Source organism: Acinetobacter sp. WCHAc060033 (genome assembly GCF_004209125.1).
Lineage (GTDB): Bacteria > Pseudomonadota > Gammaproteobacteria > Pseudomonadales > Moraxellaceae > Acinetobacter > Acinetobacter wuhouensis.
The window spans coordinates 1-24,150 of sequence record NZ_SGSW01000008.1; the positions used below are offsets into that span (position 1 = coordinate 1).

Annotated in this window: 25 protein-coding genes and 1 pseudogene; 14 read left to right on the plus strand and 12 right to left on the minus strand. The window is 38.1% G+C overall.

Annotated features, from left to right (window positions below; genetic code table 11):
- The first annotated feature begins 184 nt into the window (after nucleotides 1–184).
- Nucleotides 185–484 (plus strand): hypothetical protein, encoded by a 300-nt coding sequence (locus EXE10_RS04695; RefSeq protein WP_130112526.1) that lies wholly within the window; start codon nucleotides 185–187, stop codon nucleotides 482–484.
- Between the two features lie 45 nt (nucleotides 485–529).
- On the opposite strand, the gene EXE10_RS04700 is transcribed toward EXE10_RS04695, so the two are convergent.
- Nucleotides 530–718, minus strand: coding sequence for a hypothetical protein (locus tag EXE10_RS04700; RefSeq protein ID WP_068974801.1), 189 nt, complete (start codon nucleotides 716–718; stop codon nucleotides 530–532).
- Nucleotides 719–926: 208 nt separating this feature from the next.
- Between EXE10_RS04700 and EXE10_RS04705 the strand changes: the two genes are divergently transcribed.
- Nucleotides 927–1,151 (plus strand): DUF6500 family protein, encoded by a 225-nt coding sequence (locus EXE10_RS04705; RefSeq protein WP_087554547.1) that lies wholly within the window; start codon nucleotides 927–929, stop codon nucleotides 1,149–1,151.
- On the plus strand, nucleotides 1,141–1,488 hold the full coding sequence (locus tag EXE10_RS04710) for a hypothetical protein (RefSeq protein WP_130112527.1): 348 nt from the start codon (nucleotides 1,141–1,143) through the stop codon (nucleotides 1,486–1,488). The genes EXE10_RS04705 and EXE10_RS04710 overlap by 11 nt, the downstream gene beginning before the upstream one ends.
- 10 nt (nucleotides 1,489–1,498) lie before the next feature.
- On the opposite strand, the gene EXE10_RS04715 is transcribed toward EXE10_RS04710, so the two are convergent.
- Both EXE10_RS04715 and EXE10_RS04720 read right to left on the minus strand, forming a co-directional pair.
- Nucleotides 1,499–1,813 (minus strand): putative quinol monooxygenase, encoded by a 315-nt coding sequence (locus EXE10_RS04715; protein ID WP_130112528.1) that lies wholly within the window; start codon nucleotides 1,811–1,813, stop codon nucleotides 1,499–1,501.
- 68 nt (nucleotides 1,814–1,881) lie between these two features.
- Complete coding sequence (locus EXE10_RS04720) at nucleotides 1,882–2,397, minus strand: hypothetical protein (protein ID WP_130112529.1); 516 nt, start codon at nucleotides 2,395–2,397, stop codon at nucleotides 1,882–1,884.
- Between the two features lie 193 nt (nucleotides 2,398–2,590).
- Between EXE10_RS04720 and EXE10_RS04725 the strand changes: the two genes are divergently transcribed.
- Together EXE10_RS04725 and EXE10_RS04730 are read left to right on the plus strand one after the other, a co-directional pair.
- Complete coding sequence (locus EXE10_RS04725; protein WP_068974806.1) at nucleotides 2,591–2,779, plus strand: antitoxin; 189 nt, start codon at nucleotides 2,591–2,593, stop codon at nucleotides 2,777–2,779.
- Nucleotides 2,766–3,041 carry a type II toxin-antitoxin system RelE/ParE family toxin gene (locus tag EXE10_RS04730; protein ID WP_087554542.1) on the plus strand — a complete coding sequence of 92 codons (276 nt, stop codon included), beginning with the start codon at nucleotides 2,766–2,768 and terminating at the stop codon, nucleotides 3,039–3,041. Before EXE10_RS04725 ends, EXE10_RS04730 begins: the two co-directional genes overlap by 14 nt.
- 32 nt (nucleotides 3,042–3,073) lie before the next feature.
- Here the strand turns inward: EXE10_RS04730 and EXE10_RS04735 are convergent, their stop codons facing one another.
- On the minus strand, nucleotides 3,074–3,904 hold the full coding sequence (locus EXE10_RS04735; RefSeq protein ID WP_130112530.1) for a hypothetical protein: 831 nt from the start codon (nucleotides 3,902–3,904) through the stop codon (nucleotides 3,074–3,076).
- Between the two features lie 191 nt (nucleotides 3,905–4,095).
- Here EXE10_RS04735 and metG point away from each other — a divergent pair, with 191 nt between their 5' ends.
- The 5 genes and pseudogenes from metG (at nucleotide 4,096) to EXE10_RS04760 (ending at nucleotide 10,076) form a co-directional block, all read left to right on the plus strand.
- Complete coding sequence (gene metG, locus EXE10_RS04740) at nucleotides 4,096–6,153, plus strand: methionine--tRNA ligase (RefSeq protein WP_130112531.1); 2,058 nt, start codon at nucleotides 4,096–4,098, stop codon at nucleotides 6,151–6,153.
- A 712-nt stretch (nucleotides 6,154–6,865) separates the two neighbouring features.
- A complete protein-coding gene (locus EXE10_RS04745; RefSeq protein ID WP_130112532.1) occupies nucleotides 6,866–7,657 on the plus strand; it encodes a segregation and condensation protein A in 792 nt (263 codons plus the stop codon).
- Nucleotides 7,654–8,244, plus strand: a complete 591-nt coding sequence (gene scpB / locus EXE10_RS04750; protein WP_130112533.1) for an SMC-Scp complex subunit ScpB — start codon at nucleotides 7,654–7,656, stop codon at nucleotides 8,242–8,244. The genes EXE10_RS04745 and scpB overlap by 4 nt, the downstream gene beginning before the upstream one ends.
- 41 nt (nucleotides 8,245–8,285) lie before the next feature.
- A pseudogene (gene rluB, locus EXE10_RS04755) lies at nucleotides 8,286–9,137 on the plus strand (23S rRNA pseudouridine(2605) synthase RluB); the annotation flags it as partial.
- 498 nt (nucleotides 9,138–9,635) lie between these two features.
- Nucleotides 9,636–10,076, plus strand: a complete 441-nt coding sequence (locus EXE10_RS04760; protein WP_130112535.1) for a hypothetical protein — start codon at nucleotides 9,636–9,638, stop codon at nucleotides 10,074–10,076.
- A gap of 190 nt (nucleotides 10,077–10,266) precedes the next feature.
- On the opposite strand, the gene EXE10_RS04765 is transcribed toward EXE10_RS04760, so the two are convergent.
- From EXE10_RS04765 to EXE10_RS04790, 6 genes are all read right to left on the minus strand, one after another.
- On the minus strand, nucleotides 10,267–12,021 hold the full coding sequence (locus EXE10_RS04765; RefSeq protein ID WP_130112536.1) for an ABC transporter ATP-binding protein: 1,755 nt from the start codon (nucleotides 12,019–12,021) through the stop codon (nucleotides 10,267–10,269).
- An 11-nt stretch (nucleotides 12,022–12,032) separates the two neighbouring features.
- Nucleotides 12,033–13,172, minus strand: coding sequence for an ABC transporter permease (locus EXE10_RS04770; protein WP_130112537.1), 1,140 nt, complete (start codon nucleotides 13,170–13,172; stop codon nucleotides 12,033–12,035).
- A 7-nt stretch (nucleotides 13,173–13,179) separates the two neighbouring features.
- Entirely contained in the window at nucleotides 13,180–14,118 is a 939-nt protein-coding gene (locus tag EXE10_RS04775; protein WP_130112538.1) for an ABC transporter permease, read from the minus strand.
- A gap of 15 nt (nucleotides 14,119–14,133) precedes the next feature.
- Nucleotides 14,134–16,134, minus strand: a complete 2,001-nt coding sequence (locus EXE10_RS04780; RefSeq protein ID WP_130112539.1) for a M3 family metallopeptidase — start codon at nucleotides 16,132–16,134, stop codon at nucleotides 14,134–14,136.
- A 110-nt stretch (nucleotides 16,135–16,244) separates the two neighbouring features.
- Nucleotides 16,245–18,047 carry an ABC transporter substrate-binding protein gene (locus EXE10_RS04785; protein WP_130112540.1) on the minus strand — a complete coding sequence of 601 codons (1,803 nt, stop codon included), beginning with the start codon at nucleotides 18,045–18,047 and terminating at the stop codon, nucleotides 16,245–16,247.
- A 21-nt stretch (nucleotides 18,048–18,068) separates the two neighbouring features.
- On the minus strand, nucleotides 18,069–19,853 hold the full coding sequence (locus EXE10_RS04790) for an ABC transporter substrate-binding protein (protein WP_130112541.1): 1,785 nt from the start codon (nucleotides 19,851–19,853) through the stop codon (nucleotides 18,069–18,071).
- Nucleotides 19,854–20,526: 673 nt separating this feature from the next.
- Here EXE10_RS04790 and EXE10_RS04795 point away from each other — a divergent pair.
- The 4 genes from EXE10_RS04795 to EXE10_RS04810 are packed head-to-tail and all read left to right on the plus strand — an operon-like array spanning nucleotide 20,527 to nucleotide 23,059.
- Nucleotides 20,527–21,261 (plus strand): energy transducer TonB, encoded by a 735-nt coding sequence (locus EXE10_RS04795; RefSeq protein WP_165382984.1) that lies wholly within the window; start codon nucleotides 20,527–20,529, stop codon nucleotides 21,259–21,261.
- A gap of 55 nt (nucleotides 21,262–21,316) precedes the next feature.
- Nucleotides 21,317–22,183, plus strand: a complete 867-nt coding sequence (locus tag EXE10_RS04800; protein ID WP_130112543.1) for a MotA/TolQ/ExbB proton channel family protein — start codon at nucleotides 21,317–21,319, stop codon at nucleotides 22,181–22,183.
- 14 nt (nucleotides 22,184–22,197) lie between these two features.
- The gene (locus tag EXE10_RS04805) at nucleotides 22,198–22,623 is read left to right on the plus strand and encodes an ExbD/TolR family protein (protein ID WP_130112544.1); all 426 of its coding nucleotides are present in this window, start codon (nucleotides 22,198–22,200) and stop codon (nucleotides 22,621–22,623) included.
- Between the two features lie 16 nt (nucleotides 22,624–22,639).
- A complete protein-coding gene (locus tag EXE10_RS04810) occupies nucleotides 22,640–23,059 on the plus strand; it encodes an ExbD/TolR family protein (protein WP_087552331.1) in 420 nt (139 codons plus the stop codon).
- A 108-nt stretch (nucleotides 23,060–23,167) separates the two neighbouring features.
- Here EXE10_RS04810 and EXE10_RS04815 read toward each other — a convergent pair whose 3' ends face one another.
- Together EXE10_RS04815 and EXE10_RS04820 are read right to left on the minus strand one after the other, a co-directional pair.
- Entirely contained in the window at nucleotides 23,168–23,635 is a 468-nt protein-coding gene (locus EXE10_RS04815; protein ID WP_130112545.1) for a hypothetical protein, read from the minus strand.
- A gap of 147 nt (nucleotides 23,636–23,782) precedes the next feature.
- Nucleotides 23,783–24,127, minus strand: a complete 345-nt coding sequence (locus EXE10_RS04820; RefSeq protein ID WP_130112546.1) for a zinc ribbon domain-containing protein YjdM — start codon at nucleotides 24,125–24,127, stop codon at nucleotides 23,783–23,785.
- Nucleotides 24,128–24,150 lie beyond the last annotated feature (23 nt).

Sequence of the window (24,150 nt, forward strand, 5' to 3'; positions counted from 1 at the left end):
CATCCAATGACAACAACAGCGAAAATCACCCAGATTAAAATATTCATATCTTTCCTTTTTTATAATTGATCAATTTTTCATTAATATTTCCCATACAAACTTTAGCTGATAATTTCGCTATAGTAATTTTTGAATTTATTTTACAAAGTAAATCCTTCATTTTCTAAAAATAATAGGTTTAATCATGTTTCGTATTTTTACTTTAATTTTGACGCTTTTGCTTTCAAATACTGTATTTGCAGGAACTGCTGCCTCATCTGTTCGTACAGATTCAGGGCAAGTTGTTTCAGTGGGAGATAGCCTTGCAGAGATGAGTTCACGTATTAATCAGTCACCAGTTTCAATGAATTCTTATGAAACAAAAGAGGGAGAAACCACTGTAACTGTGTCTGATTATACTTATGATATTGATAATATCCGCTACACCTTCACGATCATTAATAATCAAGTTAAAAAAATTGAATGGATACGTAAAGACATTTAAAAGCCGTCAATTGAATAATTAACAGCTTTTCGTTAAAACAAAAGTTTAAGCATCTTCATCTTTGCCATGTTTTAAATCATTCAAGGCTTTTTCACCTTTCAACAAAGTTTCTTGCGCTTTGTGTTTTAAATTATCTGCCACTTTTTCAGCGCCCAACGTTGCTTCTTTTGCTTTGAGCTTTAAATCATCTTTCACTTCAGAAGCTTTATTTTTTAAATCGTCTAAACTGGTCATAGGCTTATTCCTCATTTGTTTGAAATGAATTACCACAGTTTTGTTATACCAATAGAAAATACTTTAAGGCTTAAAAACTGCAATTTGAAACAATCGAGCAACATACTGTAGCGAAAAAATTTAGCCACTTTCTGCAATCAATGCGCATGAATAAATAGCTATTCTAGGTTAGGATTCTATTTACGCTCATCAGGTTTTAGTCAGCATTATGAATCAATATTTAAGAGATAAAATCATCCAAATCTGTGACGATAAAATTGCCAAAAAAGGTGAAAATGTCGGTCTATCTTTTTATGCATTTTTCGCCAATAAAAATGATGATCCTGAAACCTTGATGCAAGTAGCGACATGGTGGATTCAAACACATCAACTCGATCATTTTGAAAAAGCTGTAAAAATTAAAAATATGATTGAGGATGAATATGGAAAATAAAAAACTGACTTATCTTTGGTGGGGAATAGACTTACACAGTTCTGTGGTGACATACGATACCATTTCATGGCTGACAGAAGACGACCGTTTAAATTCAGAATCTTGTTATGAACTCTCTGAAGATTTATTACAGATTGAATTTAAAGATAAAAATCTGCTCATTGATGTGGGTTGGTATAATCCCTTTCAAACCAAGCAAGGTTTTTTTCGGATTGAACTTATCCAGAACATGAATTGGGAAAGACCGCTGTTTAAGCGAAATTTTAGAAAAATAAATACTTTAAAACGACAAATCTCTCAACTGATCCACCAAATTGAGCAGCAACAATTTCAATGATGCAAAATCTTTAAACTGATCTCAGGGGTGTGAGCAATGCCTCATAACTTTGCAAATGGGTAAACACACCATCCTGTCGTTTATGTGCATCAATCAGAGGAACAAGTCTTTGAAAATGCTCAGATTCAACATGTGCGTCCAAAGCAGCACGATCTACCCATTCTTCTATAAAGACAAAATGTCCTCGCTGTTTTAAATCATGATACAGATCGTAGGCGACACAGCCTTGTTCTTGTTTGGTTTTTTCAATCAATTCCTGATACAAAGGCAACACCACATCAATTTTATCTTCTTGAATAAAATCTTCTGCAATCAATTTCAACATGTATAACACCTTGAATATTTATAAATTCACATCGAGTATGCTTTAAGCCTTTTATATTTAACATACTTTTATAAAGGTGGTAGCTGTAATCCTTTATATTTTCGGGTAAATGGTGCTGTGATTCTTTCCATCAGCGTTCTTTTAATCAATATCAAATATACGGCATTGCCACTCCATATTCCGATCAATAAAGGAATTGAAAATATGCTTAGGCTAATGATACCAAATAATACACTCTCGATAATTTCTCCCATTCTCCCATCTAAAAATTGAAAGAAAAAAATTAAGCCAAACCAAATCATAGCAAACACATGCATTACTTTTAAAAATCTGTGTATTTCAAATATTTTATGCGGTGTTTTCAGCAATCTAAATACCAAGCAAAAAGTGATAAATGCCATAAGCATTAGAATTGGCGTGAGGTAGAGCATCACTTCTATGCCCCGCTGTGCAGTTCGGTCTGATGCTGCGACAAATAAATCACCATGATAAAAATTTAAAAACAAACAAAATGGAATCACCAAGCTGGAAACAGCCATTACACTGGCAAATATTGCCGAAAAAAATAGTGTCCAAGATCGCATTGATATTCTCCTTTTTGATCTTGGATAGAGTGTGCATGTGTGAAATGTGATTTAGATGAGAGCAATGTGAAATTTGGGTGAAGTTTAATGATCAATATTGAATTGATTCAACAAATACCACACTACATTTCTCTTGTTTGATTACATTTTGAATATGCTAAAATATGATCAACAATCAACCTGAGTGATCGTGATGAATGAAGTATTTGATCCTTTCGTGTCAGAATTTGACGATGCGGATATGGAACAAAATTACAATGAATGGCTGAAAAACAAAGTTGAACAGTCTATTGTCGATTCACGCCCATCCATTTCACATGATCAAGTTATTGAACGCATGAAGCAAAAGCGCGAAGAAAGATTAAAAAATGTTGACCGTTAACTGGAAAATAAACGCTGTTCATGACTTAGAGGAAATTATTGATTATATTTTCATTCAAAACCCTGAAGCCGCAATAAATCTCGAAGATGAAATTTTAAATACGGCTGAGAGCCTTGCTGATATGCCATACAGTGGGCGTATAGGTCGAGTTTCTGGGACGAGAGAAAGGATTGTACATCCCAATTACATGATTATTTATCAGGTTTTATTTGATTCAATTGAAATTCTCAATATCGTACATACAAAAAAGCATTATCCATAACTTCAAGTATATAACATCAATAAAATCTGTTTTTATTTCACAGTCGCCATAAAATTCACAGCACTAAACAACCAAATCCAAAGTACAAAACAACGCCCTTGATTAAAATGATTCAGTTCTGTGCCATGCAAAATATTATGACGAGTTGCAGTTACAGTAGAACTATTATCCATTTTATAAGCTGCAAGTTCTGAAAAGTACGGATTCAACTCATGGGCAATTTTTGCTTTATGCCACAAACTCTTAATTTCATGACCTTTTAAACCTGGGACGATTTTATAAACATCAACAAACTTGCTATCTTGTTGTTTTAAATAGCCATGTTGAATCAAAACATCAGTAAGCAAGCCTTCCAATTGTGCATACAAAATTGGCACACAACCTGCATATAAACCCAAATCATACAGTTTAAAAGCTTCTTCAATCACATGCTTACGCGAAGCTTTATTTTCACCAATTTCAAGCGCATCAAAAGCTTCAAAAAACTCAGTTTGAAAATGTTGACCATTCACCACATTCAGAAGATTAAAGCGTTTTAAATCTTCAACTTCATGAATCTCTTGCCAAAAATTCAGTAAATACAAAGCATCATTGGCAACTTTAGCATCCAATTCCTGATTGAGTTCATCCGCAAGTACATTGAAATAAGGCTCTTGTTCAGCCAATTGATGTAAGGTTTTCTGTAAATAACCATGCTCATCTTCAGCAATATCTTCAAGGTAGATTTGTGCTTCTTTTAAGATATTTTTCCCAAGTTGTTGCTGACTGCCTTTATTTTGCGGAATACGGGTGACTTCACGATCAAAGTCATCATGGAAATCGTGATCAAGCCTATCATTATCAAAAGTATTTTTATGAATCATGGTCAGCTCACTCTCAGCAATTACAAATTTGGAAATAGACAGCAATATTCTATCCGAATGGTTCGAAGAAGATGTGAAATTGTATAAAAATCTACATTTGAATAGAATTCACCTATTCTATTGTGCATCTTCACAGCAATTACGTTAAAATCAATGCCCTTGCATTAACTTTGAGAAAGAGAGTTATATCCGTGCGAAATATTTTAGTCACTAACGCCCTTCCATACGCAAATGGTCCGATTCACATGGGTCATTTACTCGGCTACATCCAAGCAGATATCTGGGTTCGTGCCATGCGTGCAATGGGTCATAACGTGACTTATGTCTGCGCGGATGATGCACACGGTACAGCGATCATGCTTCGTGCAGAAGCCAATGGCATTACACCTGAAGCGCAAATCGCCAATGTTCAAAAAGAACATATCCGTGATTTTGATGGTTTTGGTGTACATTTCGATCACTACGATTCAACCAATAGTGAAGAAAATAAAAACCGCTCATCTGAGATTTATATCAAAAACCGTGAAGCAGGCAATATTGCGATTCGCCCTGTGACACAGTTATTTGACCCTGAAAAACAAATGTTTCTGTCTGACCGTTTCATCAAAGGCACATGCCCGAAATGTAAAGCAGAAGATCAGTATGGCGACTCGTGTGAAGTCTGCGGTACAACATACAATGCAACTGAATTATTGAATCCAAAATCAACATTGAGTGGTTCTACACCTGTAGAAAAATCATCAGACCATTACTTCTTTAAACTACCTAACTTTGCAGAATATTTGCAAAAATGGACACGTGATGAAGGTCGCCTACCTGTCTCAATTGCCAACAAATTAGATGAATGGTTTGATAATGGCTTGAATGATTGGGATATTTCTCGTGATGCACCTTATTTTGGTTTTGAAATTCCAGATGCACCAAATAAATATTTCTACGTTTGGGTAGATGCACCGATTGGTTATATGTCAAGTTTTGAAAACTATGTCAAAACCAAACGTCCTGACTTAAGTTTTGATGATTACTGGAAAAAAGATTCTAAAAATGAAGTCTATCACTTCATTGGTAAAGACATCGTGTATTTCCATGCATTGTTCTGGCCTGCAATGCTTGAAGGTGCAAACTACCGTACGCCTACAGGTTTGTTCGTGAATGGTTTCCTGACTGTAAATGGTCAAAAAATGTCTAAATCACGTGGTACATTCATCAAAGCAGAAACGTATCTCAACCACTTAAATCCTGAATATTTACGTTATTACTTTGCATCTAAACTTTCAGATAAAGTTGAAGATTCTGATTTGAACTTAGATGACTTTGTTCAAAAAGTGAATTCAGACTTGGTTGGTAAAGTGGTGAATATTGCGAGCCGTTGTGCGAAATTCATTAATACCAAATTTGATAATAAATTATCTGCAACCTGTGCAGAACCTGAACTGGTACAAAGCTTTATTGATGCTGGTGAATCTATTGCCAAATCTTATGAAGCACGTGAATTCTCAACAGCAATCCGTGAAATCATGGCACTTGCAGACAAAGCCAATCAATATATTGATGAGAAAAAGCCTTGGGCTCTTGCGAAAGTTGAAGGCGAAGAACAACAGGTTCATGACGTGTGTTCTGTAGGTATTAACCTGTTCCGTCAATTGGCTGTGTACCTTGCGCCAGTTTTACCGACACTTGCACAGCAGGTTCAGGATTTCTTAAAACTTGAATCTTTCGACTTCGCTTCAGCAAAAACTGTATTGGTTGATCATGAAATTGCATTGTTCCAACCTTTAATGCAACGTGTTGATCCTAAAGCTGTAACTGCGATGGTTGATGCTTCTAAAGACTCTTTAGCTGCTGCTGCCGAAGCTCCAAAAGCTGAGAAGAAAAAAGAAAAAGCCAAAGAGAAAAAACCTGAACCTAAAGTTGGTGAAGCAGAAATTATTGGTATCGAAGATTTTATGAAAATTGATCTTCGTGTGGCAGAAGTTTTAGATGCTGCAACGGTTGAAGGTTCTGACAAACTTCTTCAACTGACTTTAAATGTCGGTGAAGCTGAACCACGTAATGTATTCAGTGGTATTCGTGAGTTCTATGAGCCTCAAGACCTAAAAGGTAAACTGGTGGTGATGGTGGCGAACCTTGCACCTCGTAAGATGCGCTTTGGTATTTCTAACGGTATGGTTTTAGCTGCAGGCAATGGTGAAGGTGTTTGGGTGATTTCACCTGAAAGCGGTGCTAAAGCAGGTGATAAAGTATCTTAAAACTTAGTTGTTTTAAAGAAAGCCTCTACTGATGTAGGGGCTTTTTTAAATTTATACTGCATCCAAATTTATAACATTACACCAATCTCAACTTTGAATAAGGATTTCAAGCAGTAAAGGCGGATTGCTCTGCATAACGACAGATAGAAATAGGAAAACTGTCAATAAAATGAACTAAAAATACAAAAACTGAAGCCTATCAAACAATCCCCCAAATAGACTTTTAAAAAATATATCAATATTTGATCACGAACACTTTAAATTTTTTGAGTTATTCCACCAAGTAGCTCAAGCCACTTATAATACCGACAAATATCACACTAAATTAAATATTATCAATACATTTCACATATTAACCACTCTATCAAATTGATGAATAACCATAACAATACTTATTAAAATTCACTTTAATTTTCCATACTTAGAATGATATAAAAACAATAAACCATGAACAAAACCATCAAAAATCAAGCATTTCTTTTAACTAATGCACTTCTATTTTGCTTAAACATTCACATCACGCTACAAAATATTCCCTATTTATTTTCAGGTTTTTTATCGTTTTTTGAATTAAACAATGTATTCCTTACAAATTTTGCATTAAAATGAGCCATTATCTTTTCATCATTCGTCACCACCCTCTCCTAAATTTCATAGAGTGGTCGCACGGATAAAACATGCCTTTGAAAATTCGCGTGGCTAATAAACTGTAATGAATCAAGCAACCCATAATTCTATGGAAATGATTACCAACATCCGTGTATTGGATGAATGGCAAGAAGAAATTCCAGAGGATTTATATATTCCCCCAGCTGCATTCGAAATTCTGCTTGAACATTTCGAAGGACCACTCGACTTTTTAATTTACCTGATTCAGAAAAGTGGTTTTGATCTATTACAATTAGATATTGCCCCGATTGCCACTCAATATTTGTCTTATATGGACAATATGAAGTCGCTAAATATCGAACTTACCGCTGACTATATGGTGATGGCAGCTTTGTTAGCAGATTTAAAATCTCGCTTATTGTTACCAAAACCGAAAACAGTCAATATTGAAAAAGATCCAAAACAAGAACTGATTGACCGTTTAGAAACTTATTTACGGATCAAAAAAGCGGCTGAACATTTAGGGCAAATGCCTGTTTTAGATCGAGATACTTATCCAACCAATGTTGCGATTGGTCATATTCCTAAAGTATATGAAGGTTATGACGTCGAGATGTTAAGAGATGCTTTGTATTGCATTTTTAATCGTCCCGAGCCTGTTACGCATAAAATTGAACAAGAACCTGTTTTACTTGAAGAGCGTATAGCCTATATCGAACACATGGTGGAGTCTGGTGAAGTTCTCAGTTTTCAAGAATTACTCAAACCAAACCAAGGTCGTATGGGCATGGTTGTGACATTTATGGCAATCTTAGAACTGACTCGTCAGCAGAAAGTTCAGATTATTTCATCGGGTGTCGAAGCTCCGCTTTCTATTCAAGGAGCAACTGCATGACCATTGATCAAAATAATGCCTTCAATGTAGATGAGCTACATCATGAAGTTCTGATGCAACTTGAAGCGATTATCTTTGCCAGTGATGCGCCAGTTTCGATTGCTCGCTTAAAAGAAGCTTTTCAAAATCAATATTCAAAACAACAATTGCAAAATTATTTACAGCAATTGTCTGTATTACAACATGGTCGCTCAATTGAACTGATCGAAACTGCACAAGGTTATCGTTTTCAAGTTCGTGCCAAATATCGCAATGTGATTGCACAAGTTTGGCCAGATCGACCAACGAGATTATCCCCATCACTGTTAGAAACAGTATCAGTGATCGCTTATCATCAGCCTGTAACCCGTGCTGATATTGAGCAAATACGAGGAGTTACGAATAATAGTCAAATACTCCGGACTTTATTCGACTGGAACTGGATTAAAGAATCTGGTTTCCGTGAACTCCCAGGTAGACCTGCGTTGTTAGTGACAACGCCACAGTTTTTAAATGCTTTTGGTCTAGTATCTTTAGATCAATTGCCTCCCCTGCAGGACGCCAAGGAAGCTTTTATGGCTTTGGATGTGCAAGCTCCAAAATCTTAAATAGGTGCTCTGTTGATGATTATTTCTAAGGTTATGCTGTCATGAGTGAAAAATTGCAAAAGGTACTCGCACGAGTTGGTTTGGGCTCTCGCCGTTATATGGAAGAGGTCATTGCGGCTGGTCGTGTAAGTGTCAATGGGCAGGTTGCTCAAGTGGGCGAACGTATCGAACCAGGTGATGAGCTTCGCATCGATGGTCGTAAAGTTCAGTTCCAAATTGAAGACGAAATTCGTCGCCGTGTCTTGATTTATTATAAACCTGAAGGTGAAATCTGCTCTCGCAATGATCCTGAGTCTCGTCCGACTGTGTTTGATCACTTACCTCCTATTGCCAACGATCGCTGGGTCATGGTAGGTCGCCTGGATATTAACTCTACAGGTCTGCTCCTATTTACAAACGATGGTGAACTTGCCAATCGTTTAATGCATCCCTCAAATGAAATCGAACGTGAATATGCCGTTCGTGTCATGGGAGAAGTAACGCCTCAACTAAAAAACAACATGATGAATGGCGTTGTTTTAGATGATGGTCCAGCAAAATTTGAATCTTTCTCTGAAATTGGTGGAGAAGGGATCAACCGCTGGTACCAAGTCGTAGTAAAAGAAGGTCGTAACCGTGAGGTTCGCCGTATTTTTGAATCACAAGGTCTAAAAGTAAGTCGCTTGCTTCGTACACGTTACGGCACAGTGATTTTGCCTCGTGAACTTCGTACAGGTCGTTGGATGGAATTAGATAAAACTGAAATTGATAATTTGACTAAAGCTGTAGAACTTAAACCACGTCAAGGCACGGGTTTATTTGGTATGGCAAAACGTCGTACTGAACGTATGCAAGATAAACCGATGGCAGCACGTCGCGGTGGTTTCTTACGTCAACAACGTCGTGATAGCGAAGGTGATGATTTTCAATCACAAAATCATCATGGGAATAACCACCAACAGCAAGAACGCCGTGGTTTTCAACCGACTATGAACCAATATGGTCAAAACCGTTCTGAAAATCGTAGCGAAAACCGTTTTGACAATCGCAACGATCGTTCTGACAGCCGCAATGAACGTTCTGAAAATCGTTTTAACAAAGCACGCTCTGCGGGCAATGGCGGTAATAGCTACAATAAAGATCGTAGCGACAATCGTGGTAACACGTTTAACAGCAATCGCTCAGACAATCGTTATGGTCAACAAAACCGTAACAATCGTGTTGAAGGACGCTACAACCCAAATGAACGTTTAGAGACTGGTGACCGTCAAGAACGTGAGCAACCTGAAAAGAAAAAACCATTTGTTGTGAACAAAGGTTTTAAAAAGTTCTAAGTCATCAATAGACTAAAACTTGAAAAGCCACTATCTTTGTATAGTGGCTTTTTTGATTGGGATAATGAAAATAATAAAATGAATAAACGCTATTTCATCTTGATTCCACTATTTTGCATTTGGTTAATTGCGAGTCTTGTAATCGCCTATCAAGGGCAATTTTATTCAGAATACCTGATTGAGTTTCTAAAAAAACAACCACAAAACTACCCATATCCAATTTTCCAAGTGTTAACCTTATCCTTTATTTATGGAATATGGCTTCTCAGTTATGCTTTTCTTTTTTGTTCCAATTGGGGCGTAAAGCATCCTTATATAACATATACCTTGTGTTCAATCCTTCCGATCCTCTTATCGTCCTATGGATTTTTCATCGCCTTTGTATCTTCACTTCATGTCATTGCATTTATTCTCATCAGCATCGCAACCACATTACTGCACTTTTTATTGCTTCCAGTACTGATTCCCGTCTATCGTAAATATGTTTATCCAAACAAAGTACATCTGCATCTTAATTAAGTGCAAAAAAGCCACTGCTTAGAGGGATGAGTAGCACAGCTAAGTAAGATCACTAAAAATTATTTTAGTTATAAGAAGTTCCCCCTCTTTTCCAAAGAGGGGTTAGGGGGAGATTTCAGAATTTTTCCCAATAATTTTACTTAGCCGATCAGTATTAACTCCTTAAAGTGGCTTCATCCAAATAAGACAATCAAATATATTCACTCGTCCCTTGCGGAATCGCACTTAACAAACGCTTGGTATATTCATGCTTCGGGTCTGCATACAACTCATCTGAATTGGCGATTTCAACAATATCACCATGATTCATCACCATGATTTGATCAGAAATATATTTCACCACAGACAAATCATGTGAAATGAAGATATAGCTCAAACCATATTCATCTTGTAAATCTTGCAATAAATTCAATACTTGCGCCTGAACTGAGACATCCAGTGCAGAAACAGATTCATCACAAATCAAAATTTCAGGTTTTAAAGTCAAACAACGTGCAATCGCAATACGTTGACGTTGCCCGCCTGAAAATTCATGCGGATAACGGTGAAATGCCTGAGCAGGTAAACTGACTTTTTCCAGTAAATCCAAAGCCATCTTCTTACGTTCTATATCATTTGCACCGATCTGATGAACTTGCATGGGCTCCATCAAAATTTGCCCCACGGTAAAACGTGGATTCAATGATGCGTAAGGATTTTGGAAAATGATCTGAATCTTACGTTGATACTGTGCAAAATCTTTGTCAGACATTGCCAAAATATCTTTGCCTTGAAACAAAGCCTTGCCGCCTGAAGCTTGTTGCAAACGCATCAGTAATAAGCCAATGGTGGTTTTACCTGAGCCTGATTCCCCAACTAAACCTAATGTTTTGCCTTTAGCCAATTGAAAAGATGCACCTTTCACCGCTTGGAATTCATCTTTAGCAAAGAAACCTTTACGACTAAAAAATGATTTTTTCAAATCTTGCACATCGAGAATGATTTCTTCATTGCCTGTTAAACCACGTTGACGATCAGCCTTTTTCGCTACTGATAAGTTCCCATTTTCAATAGCTTGATCATCTTTTTGCATCATAAAATCATTGATCGTCGGTAAGCGATACGGACGACGTGAAAGTTGCGGACGGCACATTAGCAGTGCTTGGGTATAAGCATCTTGCGGATTTTCCAATACTGCTTTAGCTAAACCTTGTTCACGAATCTCACCATGACGCATCACAATCACTTCATCTGCAATTTCACCAACCAATGCCAAATCATGGGTAATAAACAACATCGACATTTGACGACGCTTACGCAATGATTCTAATAAATCAATAATTTGTTTTTGAATAGTGACATCGAGTGCCGTGGTTGGTTCATCAGCGATCAGTAATTTCGGCTCACAGGCAATTGCCATTGCAATCATGACACGCTGTTGCTGACCACCTGACAATTGACTCGGATATGCATCAATCTTACTTTCAGGTGCTGGAATGCCAACTTCTTTGAGTAACTCCAAAGCACGTGCTCTTGCCTGTTTGCGCCCATAGCCCAAATGAATCCGCATAATTTCAGCAATCTGATCGCCTACGGTAAAGACTGGATTCAATGAAGACATCGGCTCTTGGAAAATCATGGCAATCTCTTTACCACAGATTGCTCGCATTTCCTTAGTACTCAGGCTGAGTAAATCCTTTCCTTCAAATATAATTTTACTTTTTTCAGCAATTTTAGACTGACCTTGGGGCAGTAAACCCATGGTTGCCAAAGACGTAACCGATTTACCACTGCCCGATTCACCCACCAAAGCCACAGTGGTATTGGCTGGAATTTGAAAAGAAATCCCTTTCACAGTTTCCACAAATTGCTTATTTTCACCCTTGAAACTAACGCTCAGGTTTTCAACACTCAACAAAACATCAGAATTTGTTGATGCAGAAGTTGTTGTTGCTTGTTCTAACATCGTTCTGCTCCTTATTTGAGTTTCGGGTCTAATGCATCACGCAATGCATCGGTGAACATGGAGAATGCTGTGACTAAAATCGCCATCGCGACTGATGCAGCAACCAATTGCCACCATTTACCTAAGATCAATTCACTTTGCGCTTCATTCAACATACTGCCCCAAGACACGACACCGACAGGAACACCAAAGCCCAAGAAGCTGAGTATCACTTCTGATTTGATAAATGAAACCACAAGAATCGACATTTGTACCAAGGCAATATGACTCACATTCGGAAAAATATGTACAAACATACGGCGCATATTACTGACACCAATCGCTTTGGCAGCCAGTACATACTCACGAGAAGTATGTTTCAAATATTCCGCACGAATTAAACGAAATACCCCAGTCCATCCTGTTAGTCCGAGAATGAGGACAATGGAAAGAATACCTTTCTGTTGAAGCACCGCAGCGATTGCCAAAACCAAAAGTAAGTATGGAATAGAAGTGAAAATGTTATAAAACCAGTTCAGTACATCATCCACCCATCCACCAAAATAACCAGCGATTGCCCCTAGAATTGTCCCAATCAAAACTGCGACAAATGCTGCGACCACACCGACAATAATTGAGGTTTCAGCACCTTTAATGGTTTTTAACAGAACATCTTGTCCCCATTTATCTGCACCAAAAGGCAAGGTTTGTTTGAGTTCACTTTTTTGATCAAGTAAATGCCCACCCAACTGTTGATCAATCGCTTTCATATCTTCTGCAAGTGGATCTTGAATACCGTAATAATCAATCGCACCACCCGAAGCTTGTTCTGTTGCAATTTCAGCATTCAATTCTTTAATCACATCTTTCAAAGGGTCAACAGGATTTTCAGGCAGTGCTTCGACTGTTGCTGCTTTTTTAGCAGGATCAGTATTGCTTTGATCAGCCCCTATAAAGGTCGGCGGTGCATAGCTGACAGCGACTTCTTTATTCCAATCTTTTGCAATCAAGCCTGTCATCGACAGAATTAACATGACAAAAAAGCATAGCACGACAAATAAGGATGTCATCGCGATACGATCTGCTTTCAGGCGTCGCATTGCCAACTTCCACAGTCCAGGTGAAGTCTGTTCATCTTGAGCATCTACTTTTTTAGATAAAATTCCAAGCATGGCTCACCTACTTCAACTGTACGCGTGGATCGACCACTTTATAAATCAAGTCAGCCACAAGGTTAAAAATCATCGTTGCAGCAGCGACATATACCGTAATCGCTTTAATAACAGGAAAGTCACTCCGTTCCACCGCAATAATCACCTCACGACCTATCCCAGGAATCCCGAAGAATCGCTCAATTAAGAAAGCACCAATCAGCAATGCAGGTAAGCTCGACATCACATCGGTAATAATCGGAATCGAAGCATTACGAAGAACGTGAATACCGAGAATACGTCCCTCACTTGCCCCTTTGGCACGTGCAGTCCGCACATAATCTTGATTGACTTCATCTAAAACAAAACTACGGTATAGACGTAAAGTGGGTGCAATACTCACCACCAACATGATTAGAATTGGGAGTAATGAATATTTGAATAGATTTTCGCTAAAACTATCGCTCCAACCTTGGACAGGAAACCAGCCCATTTTATAAGCCAGCCCATATTGGAACACGATGATGTAAACCAAAATACTGATTGCCATTGCCACCGTACACAGCATCATCACCATACGATCTGTCAAAGAACCACGCACTGAAGCAATCGCTAAAGCAAGGATAATTGAAATCACGGTTTGTAAAATAACCAGTGGAATCATGATAGTGAGCGATGGTCCCAGACGAGTCAAAATAATGTCTGATACTGATTCGCCTGTACTCCAACTATAACCATAGTCAAAAGTGACGATTTGTTTAATGAAAATCCATAACTGCACATAATAGGGTTGGTCAACACCCAACTGTTGACGAATATTTTCAATTTGTTCTGGATTCGCCATTTTCCCTGCAAGGATATAGGCAGGATCTCCACCAACCCAGTTAAATAGGAAGAAAATCAGCAACACGACTCCCAACATGGTAGGAATCATTTGCCAAATACGGCGTGTGATATATGCCAACATAGTTTTAAATCCCGATTAACGTTGACCCGTAATTTCTTTAAAGAACGCTTTGTTATCTGGTTCTCTGCCTAAGAAATCCACCACCAATTGCGCAGCTTTCTTCTGACCACCTTGTGACAAAATCGCCTTACGATAACGCGCGCCAACTTCTGGATTATTTAAGTTATCACCAAATGCTGAGAGCATGTCGAGTGCCATGACTTCCGACCACATATAGCCATAATAGCCAACTTGATAACCGCCCATGATATGACCAAACTGTCCTGGGAACTCTGTGCTTGGGACATGACCGAGTGCCATATCTCCTTCGAGTTTTTTCCAAACATCTAAAGGCTGCGTTTTAAGTGCATCTTTCGTATGCAATGCCATATCAAATTGTGCATATAAAGTCTGACGTGCATAACGCAAACCACGACCATAGTTATGTACTGCTTTGAGCTTTTCAATCAATGCATCATCGACACGTGGACAATCTGGTTTACAGTAATCTGCAAGTGTCGATAAAGTTTCTTTACGACGCGCCCATTCCTCATACATCTGCGAAGGTGCTTCAACAAAATCTCGTTCTACAGAAGTGCCTGATTGTGAGGCATAGCGTGTATTAGAAAGAATGCCATGTAGTGCATGACCAAACTCATGTACAAAAGTTTCTAGTTCATCACTATTCAAACCTTTGCGGTTAAAGTTGGTGACCAATGCTGAAATCGGTTTACGTCCTGTTAAAGTACTTCCGCCATGTACACTCCACACCGCGGCATGACCATATTTGCCTTCACGCGGAAATTTATCCATATACAAGCCACCTAAAAGCTGACCTGTTTTTTTATCAGTGACATCATAGTATTCAACTTCATCTTGCCAAGTTTCAACTTTGGCAGGTTTGAAATCGATGCCATAAAGGTTAGATGAAATGGCAAATAACCAATCTTGAGAAGCTTGAGTTGGGAAATATTCACGTAGTTTTTCTTGATCTACCTTGTATTTTTCTTGGCGTAACTTCTCGCTCCAATACCCCTCACTCCAGCGATTAATCTCGGCTTTTTCAATCGGAATATTTAAAGTTCTAGCTTTAAATTCACGTAAAATTTGTACTTCTTGCTTTTCTAAAGGTGTCACGGTTTTGTGTACATCATTTAGGAAGTTATTGACTGTTTCTGGATTTTTCGCCATGCGATTTTTCAGAGTCCAATCTGCATAACTGGCTTTACCAAACAACTGTGCCAACTCATAGCGCAAGTCCATCGCTTGCTTCAGCAATACTAAATTCTTTTCTGTACCACGACGAGTATAGGCGATTTGATAACGCTTACGTGCTTCATCACTATCAGCTAACTGCATGAATGGAAGATATTCAGGATACTCAAAACCGAGCAGATAATTACCCTTTTCATTTTTCTTCAAATTGGCAATATAACTTTCTGGCAAACCTTTTAATTCAGCTGGGGTAAATTCTAATTTTTCAGGATTATCACGCACATTACGCGCATACTCTTGTTGAATCTTGGTCAACTCGTCCAAAATCACTTTTAAACGTGCTTGCTTTTCCGCAGGCAATTGCACGCCTGTATCTTCAAAACCATCTAAAATATCTTGACGAAACTTTTGATCAATCTCATTGTCCGCTTTGGATTTCACAATTTGCTGATACAAATTTTTATCTTGATATACTTCAGTAAGAAACTGACTAATTTTAACTTCGCAATCATCCGCTGCTTTGCGTAGATCAGCACTTGGATCGACATTACTCATTAGCCCCACTGGACCATAAAAGTCTTCAAATGTTGAGAAAATCTGATCCCACTTTGCTAAAACATCCGCGGCAGATGCATTTTTCTTTAATTTAATTTTAGCAAATTCAGCCAATTTTGCTTTCGTCCCTGCAATATTGGCATCGCACTGTGTAGGAATATCTTTAGCTTGAAGCTTAGGTAAAGTACTACGTTCAGTATTGGCAAAAGCCAATTGCCCCATTCCTATCGTAAGCACACATAGTGTTGTGAGTTTGAATGCTTTCATTTTCCATTTTCTCCATTCTTCAATTTATTAAATTTCTAATTTCAATCTATTTACATTTCAAAATTTAGCCTAGATACCACATCCAGCCTAATGTGAGAAATTGATTTAACTTACTTTTTTAAATCAAAATACATCCATTCAGATGGTAAAATCGGATGCTTTTTAAAACCAATCACGCGTGGTTGCGCCAAGGCATTACGATAACGTGAGGACGCAAATTGCACAGGCATATACACTTCCATTATTCTTGCCATTTTGCGATATAAAGCATCTCTCTCAGGACCCGGTTTCATTTTTTGCGTCTGCTCATACAAACGATCATATTCAGGAATTTTCATACAGCCATTATTGGTGGCATGAATATTTTTGCCATAAAACAACTGCATAAAATTATCTGCATCAGGATAATCCGCCACCCAAGCAGACGCTTTAAACATGGTTTTACACTGCTTTTCTGCTTTTAATGATTCAGCAAATGGCATCGACTTGGTGGCCATTTTGATTTTGATATTATCCAAAGTCTTTTTCCAAAACTCAGCACCCTGCTGACTACGTGCAGTATTCCCTGTCGTCATTTCGATCACCAAAGGTTCACCATTGGGCAATGTCCGCCAACCATCAGCGCCGACTTTATAGTGATAACGATCTAAGAGTAAATTGGCAGCTTTGACTGAATAAGGAATACTGCTTTTATAGTTCGGGTCATGACCGACAATACCTTGTGGAATTGGATATTGTAGTTTTTCAGCATCACCTTTCGATAACACTTTGATCTGTGTATCTGCTGAATATGCCATTGCCATCGCACGGCGTAATGCAATCTTATCTTTGCTTAAACCACCAACAACAGGATTCCGCATATTCCAATAATGATAGTCAATAGATGGATCAAGAATACGAGACAGTTGTACACCTTTTTTGGCTAACTCAGGTTTCAACTTTCCATCCTGAATGGCTTGAACCACCAAATCACCATCTAAAATAAACAGATCAGTTTCATTCTTACTAAAAGACAACCAACGTGATTGTACCTCTTCCATCACTTGAATATCGACCACACCAATTTGAGGCATTTTTTTGCCTTTCATTGCATCTACGATTTTTTGATCTTCAGATGTAGATGCTTTGAAATCCCAAATATAACTACGAAAATCAGGATTGGCTTTGAGGATGATCCGTGAACCTGGCACCCATTTTGATAAGACATAAGGTCCTGTGCCCACTGGATTCTTCATTGCAAATCCTGCTTTATCACGATAGTGTTCAATCACTTCACGTGCAACAGCCCCTGCGGGTTGATGCGCCAACAACATTGGAAAATTTTGATCAGGTTGTGTCAATTTAATCACTAATGTATAGCGATCAGTCGCTTTTAAACCCTCAACTGGACGATCATAATTAAATTTGCCTGTTTTTTTGGCATCTGCAAGAACACTGTCCATTCCTGCCACTTTGCCATCAAGCAACCAGCTATTCGGTGAATGTAAACTAGGATCTAACAGTCGTTTATAAGAATAGACATAATCTTGCGCAGTGAGTTCTCGTGGTTTTCCTTTAAATACAGGATCTTTGGCAAAAAAAATGCCTTTTTGAATTTTAAAAGTATAAGTCAGACCATCCGCACTGACTTCAGGCAATGCCACAGCAGTACGTGGAACCAGTTTTGCAGGTGAGGCTAAATAATCGTATGTGTACAAACCTTCAAAAATAGAATTATGCACATGAGCAGAATAGAGATCTTGTGTACCTGCTGGGTCAAACCCTGTCTCCGCAACTGGGAATACATAGCGTAATACTTTATTTGGGTCTGCCGGACTTTTTGCATCTACATTCATCGTCACTGTCGAAGCCATGCTCGCAAACAGAACACTTGCCCCAATCTGTTTAAACTTCCGATTAAAATTATCCTTCATCTTTTTCTTCAACTTCATCATTTATTTTTTAACTGGCTGAATATCGACATATTGCCACACGCTATTCATCATTGGATGTGCTTTATAACCTTGCACTTGCGGATGCATTAGCCAACTACGTAAGCGTGTGCTCCCCACAATCCATGGATTATCCGCTTCAATTTGACGATTCATTTTTTCATATAAAGGAACACGTTGCTGAGGTAGTAATGCTAAAGCTTGTGTGTAAAGTGAATCATAGGCTTTGGACTGATAACAACTGATATTACCTCGACCAGAGTTCGGTCCATATAAAAGTTGTGCGAAGTTTTCACCTTCGGGAAAATCAGCAATCCATGCACTACCCCACAGCATATATTTACATTGCATGGCGGCTTTCATATTGTCAGCAAAATTACTCACAATAAACTCACTGCGCAATCCAACTGCATCTAAATTCTTTTTCCATAATTCAGATAAAATCGCATCTTTTGAACTACTTTGCATCAAGAATTTGATGCTTAAAGGCTTACCATTTGGCAAGGTTCGATAACCATCTTTACCTTTTTTATAACCAAAGCGATCGAGTAATTTATTGGCAAGTAAAGGGTTATAAGCAATACTACTTCTATATTTAGGGTCATAACCTTGCACCCCCTCTGGAATGAACATTTCAGCTTTTGTTGCTTGCCCTTTATATAATTGTTTGATCGACTCTTCATCATTATAAGACATCGCAATAGCACGACGTAACGCAATCTTATCGAGACTAAAACCACCAATCACAGGATCTTTCATATTGATCGAGGTATAAGTCACTTCAGGATCTTTATTTTGAAATAACTTAATGCCGAGCTTTTGTAGCGCTGGTTTGAGCTGCTTGCCATCTAAAGCTTGCGGGACAGCATTTGAAGTAAGTTTATCGTAATCAAGTTGCCCCGATTTAAATGCTAACCAACGTGATTGTTCTTCTTCGATAATACTGATATTGACCTTGCCGACTTGAGGCATCTGCTTGCCTGACATTTCCTTGACCAGCTGATTGTCCCATGCAGTGCCCGTGGATTTGTAATTCCATGTAAAACCACGATAGTCAGGGTTTGCGACCAATTCAATTTTACTGCGTGGCACATAGCGACTGAGTTGATAAGGCCCTGTTCCAACTGGATGTTGACCTAGACGATCACCATAAAATTCAACCACTTCTCTAGCTGTAGCACCAAAGGTCACATAGGCAAGAATATACGGAAAATTATAATCAGAACGCGCTAAAGTAATTTGTAAGGTATATTTATCCAGTGCTTTTAGCCCAGCAATCGGTGCGTCGTAGTTAAACTTACCTGTTTTTTTTGCAGAATCGACCAGTTGATTTAAGCCAACTATTTTACCGTCGATGAATGAGAACGTTGGTGAAACATTTTTAGGATCACTGATCCGCTGAATCGAATAAATATAATCTTGCGCAGTTAGCTCACGACGCTTTCCTTTAAAAGCAGGATCGTCAGTAAAATAAATTCCTGATTTTATTTTAAATGTATAAACTTTGCCGTCTTGCTCAATTTTAGGTAAGGTCTGAGCGGTGTTGGGAACCAGTACTACTGGTCGAGCAAGGTAATCATATTTTAATAATGGTTCAAAAATTGCCTCTGCAATATTGCCACTATAAAAATTATAAGTTTTGACCATATCAAAACCATCATCTGGTGCTTCAAATGCTAGATTTAAAACTTTATTTGGCTGTGCAGGTGTTTTCGCAACTGCTAGCTCCCCACCACTTATTGCACACGCCAGTAGCACAACTTGTAAAAACTTCGATTCCAAATTCATACCTATCTATTTTTATTTATCAAATTGGGTTAAACATCCTGTTTATATTTCCATCATCTTCATACGCCATTTGGCAATGCTTTAACCAGTAAAATAACACTAGAGAAAATTAGATGTTATAACAGTTTAAATTTAAATCAAATTTCATTTTTTAAGTCCAACTCAACCCAATTTAATTTATTTTTATCTTAGGGTCTGTTGACATTTGTTGCGTAAAAATAAAGAGATAGTAAATTGATTAAAACGAGGAATAAATGCTCTGCATCCTGCACTATATTGTCCTGCATTGTAGTCACATGACTATTTTCCACATCAATCTTTCAGGTGATAAAAATCTTAGATCTTTTGTACTCACCATACGAATAGGATTTTTTTAGTAAAATGCTATATATTTTTTAGAGTTATAGCGATATAGTTTGCACTTAGTTCACGGATAACAATACAGCAATATCGAGAAATACAATAAATAGATAATTTCCAATACAGTTATGACACATATTTCTTAAGCTAACTGATGAGTTTGGTTATCTAAATAATGACGTATAGGTTTTCATTGGTATTTTTCAAATCTTGTTTAGGCAAATTTAGACCAGATTTGTGAAATGATTTTAAATCAATCAAAAATTAAATGTTGTCAATATTTTATTGTTTAACGCTTATTATGGGAGTAAAGATGGGCAAGCGTTTTACAGAATTAGAAAATAGCACAACCAAGCGCTTCGTTAGTTTGGGTATCGTTATTCTCCTACATCTTATCGTTCTCTATGGATTAAGCACGGCGCTATCAAAAAAAGTAGAAACGCCAACAGAAGTTCCTGTCGAAGCCCTTATTTTTCAGGACACTGCACCAAAATCTGAAAGCTTACATGTGGTTAATCTGCAATCTAAATCCGCTGTCGCAGTAAAAAAAACAGCGGAAACGACACACGCCAAAAGCAATAAAAAACCATTAAGGAAAGCTAAATCTACTTCATCCAATTCAGCAAGTTCGGCAAGTTCGGCAAGTTCGGCAAGTTCGGCAAGTTCGGCAAGTTCGGCAACAGATACCGAATTACCAGCTTCAAGTCCACAAGCCTCATCAACATCAACAGCATCCTCTTCAACCACTACAATAAAACCAAAAGGTGAAACACGTGGTGTCACCGCTGGGGAAAAAGCCTGTAAGCGCCCAGAATATCCAGATGACGCAATAGCAAAGAAAGAACAAGGGAGCGTTATTGTTTCACTCTTTGTCAGTCGTAATGGTGTTGTAAAAGAATCGAAAATAAAAAAAACCACTGGGAGCAAAGCTTTAGACCAAGCAGCTGCTAAGGCTTTCAGTTTATGTAGTTTCAAACCCGCATTAAAAGATGGTGAACCTCAAGATGCGTGGTACGACATTCCTTATGAATTTGAACTGGATGAATAAAAACTAATGCACAAATTAACAATGAATAAATTAATAAAAATTTTGGAGATAACAGATGTATAACACGCGATCAATTCAACGTTTTATCTTCGCAGGAATCTTAGCAACGAGCACTTTACTTCCTATTGTTTCAGTGTTTGCAGAAGAAGCGTCCACAACACCTGTAGCTGTAGAAACAACAAATACAGTATCAACTGATGTACCTGTACCTCCACCACAACCTGTTGCTGTTCAGCCTGTAGCTAATCCATACGGCTTTGAAGCTTTATGGAATGATGGTGATGTGATTACAAAGTCAACAATCTTCATTTTATTACTCATGTCAATTGGGACGTGGTACATCATCATTACCAAGTTAATCCAACAAGCAAAAATTCAACGGCAAGGCAAAGAAGCTGAAGTTAAATTTTGGGCAGCGTCTTCAATTGATACAGCCGCTGAAACCTTAACCGAAGCCAGTGTCTATCGCTTTATTGCTGAAAAAGGCATTAACTCTACTAAAAAGCATGGTGGCAACTTACTTGAACGAATCGATTTCAACACTTGGGTGACGATTTCTATCCAACGTGCCATTGATAAAATCCACAGCCATTTAAGTGGTGGCTTAGCTTTCCTAGCAACTGTTGGCTCAACCGCACCATTTGTTGGATTGTTTGGTACAGTTTGGGGAATTTACCATGCATTAACAGCGATCGGTATTTCAGGTCAAGCCTCGATTGATAAAGTCGCTGGCCCTGTTGGTGAGGCATTGATTATGACTGCAATCGGTCTTGCTGTCGCAGTCCCTGCTGTACTGGGTTATAACTGGTTAATACGTCGCAACAAAGCTGTTTTAGACAACATACGTGCTTTTGGCTCAGATTTACATATGGTCTTGCTCAGTGGCGAAATCAAAAATGATTCGAAAAGCGATAGCAAATAAGAGAGCCAACAATCATGGGAATGAATATCCGCTCAGACGATGATGAAAATGATTTGATTGCAACTATCAACACTACTCCTCTGGTGGATATTATGTTGGTTTTGTTAATTATTTTCCTTATCACTGTCCCCGTTGTGATCCATACTGTGCCTGTAAAATTACCTGAGGAAAAAACTGCGCCTTATGTCACTCAGCCCATCAATATTCAAATTGCCGTCAATAAAGCAGGTGATATTTTTTGGAATGAAAAGTACATTGCAGACAAAGCAACACTGATCAGCCGTCTACAAGTTGAAGCTAAGAAAACGCCTCAACCTGAAGTTCATATACGCGGTGACCAAGTTACAAAATTTGCAGCCATCGACGAAGTAATTAGTGCGGTCAAACATGCAGGGATCGGTAAAATCGCTTTTGTCACTACACCTGTCGCAGCACCATAGTTGGGAGAAACATCTTATGGGTATGAATGTTGGTTCCAATAAAGACGATGATGATGTGATGTTAGACGTCAATATGACACCACTTATTGATGTGATGTTGGTATTGTTAATTATGTTTATTATCACCATACCAATTCCCAATAACTCGATTAACATTGACTTGCCTAATGGCGCGCCACCACCACCAACCAATGAGAAACCACCTGAGCCTGTTAACTTAAAAATTGATGCGCAAGGTAAAATTTTTTGGAATGGTCAGCCCGTTGCAGATAAACAGGCTTTAGAAGTTTTGTTTAATGGTGTAGCACAACAAAAAGATCAAGACACGATCAAAGTGCAACCTGACAAAATGACTGAATATAAAGATGTTGCAATGGTCATGGCGGCTGCTCAACGCTTAAATGTGAAAAAGATTGGTATTTCCGCCAGTCAATAAGCGTCAAAATTGATCTAAAACCGCTCAACATAATTGTATGGGCGGTTTTTTATATAAGTAAAAGCGGTTCTTTAATAATTCATAAAGACTGTACAATTACTCAAACCGCTACATCCGCGTTTGTTCAATTAAATCAAATTGTTCAGAAGAATCATGTTGTGCAATCGTCGCGTGTAACGCAAAGTTTGCCCCACCTACATTATTCCAGTGCTCAATAAACCACTGCATACAAACCTGTGAAGCAACAGACCAAATATCTATGCCTTGCGCTAAATATTCAGCCTCGAATGACTGAGGATAAACCCCATCAATCAAAATCAAGCTTGGATCAATGACACTCGGATAACGAGCTTCGCCATTGACTAAAACAAAATGTTCAGAATGATTTTCATCTAAAAAGAACACTCGAATTGGAAATTGTTCTGTAAATTGCTCAGAGAATATCTCAAAAGCTAAAGTTTTCACTTCAAGCGGATAACGCTGTTGAATGAGTTGCACTAATACAGGTACAAGTAAGCCATCGAATGTTTTTAAATGGTTTAAGATCTGAGATTGAACGTCTTGATTTTGATTCATCTTCGCTATTCTTATTCAACAGTTATACACAAAAGGATGCTATTGAATATTCAATAACATCCTTACAACACACCCAGCGAAGAGTGATTAAAACTCTCCGCAGTTCTCAATAGATCACGATTGTTGTTTACTCAACCTCAATGCGTATTAAGCTTTTTTCACAAACTCAGATTTTAGTTTCATCTGACCAATACCATCAATTTTACAATCAATATCGTGACCATCACTGCTATCTGCAACTAAGCGAATATTCTTCACTTTCGTACCGACTTTCACCACTGACGATGAACCTTTGATTTTCAAATCTTTAATCACAGTGACCGTATCGCCATCTGCTAAAGCATTTCCAACAGCATCTTTAATTATGGTTTGCTCATCGGCTTGCCCTTGCTCATCCTCTTTCCACTCATGGCTACATTCAGGGCAAATCAACAAATCTGCGTCTTGATAAGTATATTCAGAATTACATTTTGGGCATGCAGGTAAAGACATAATAAAGCTCAAGAACAATTCAA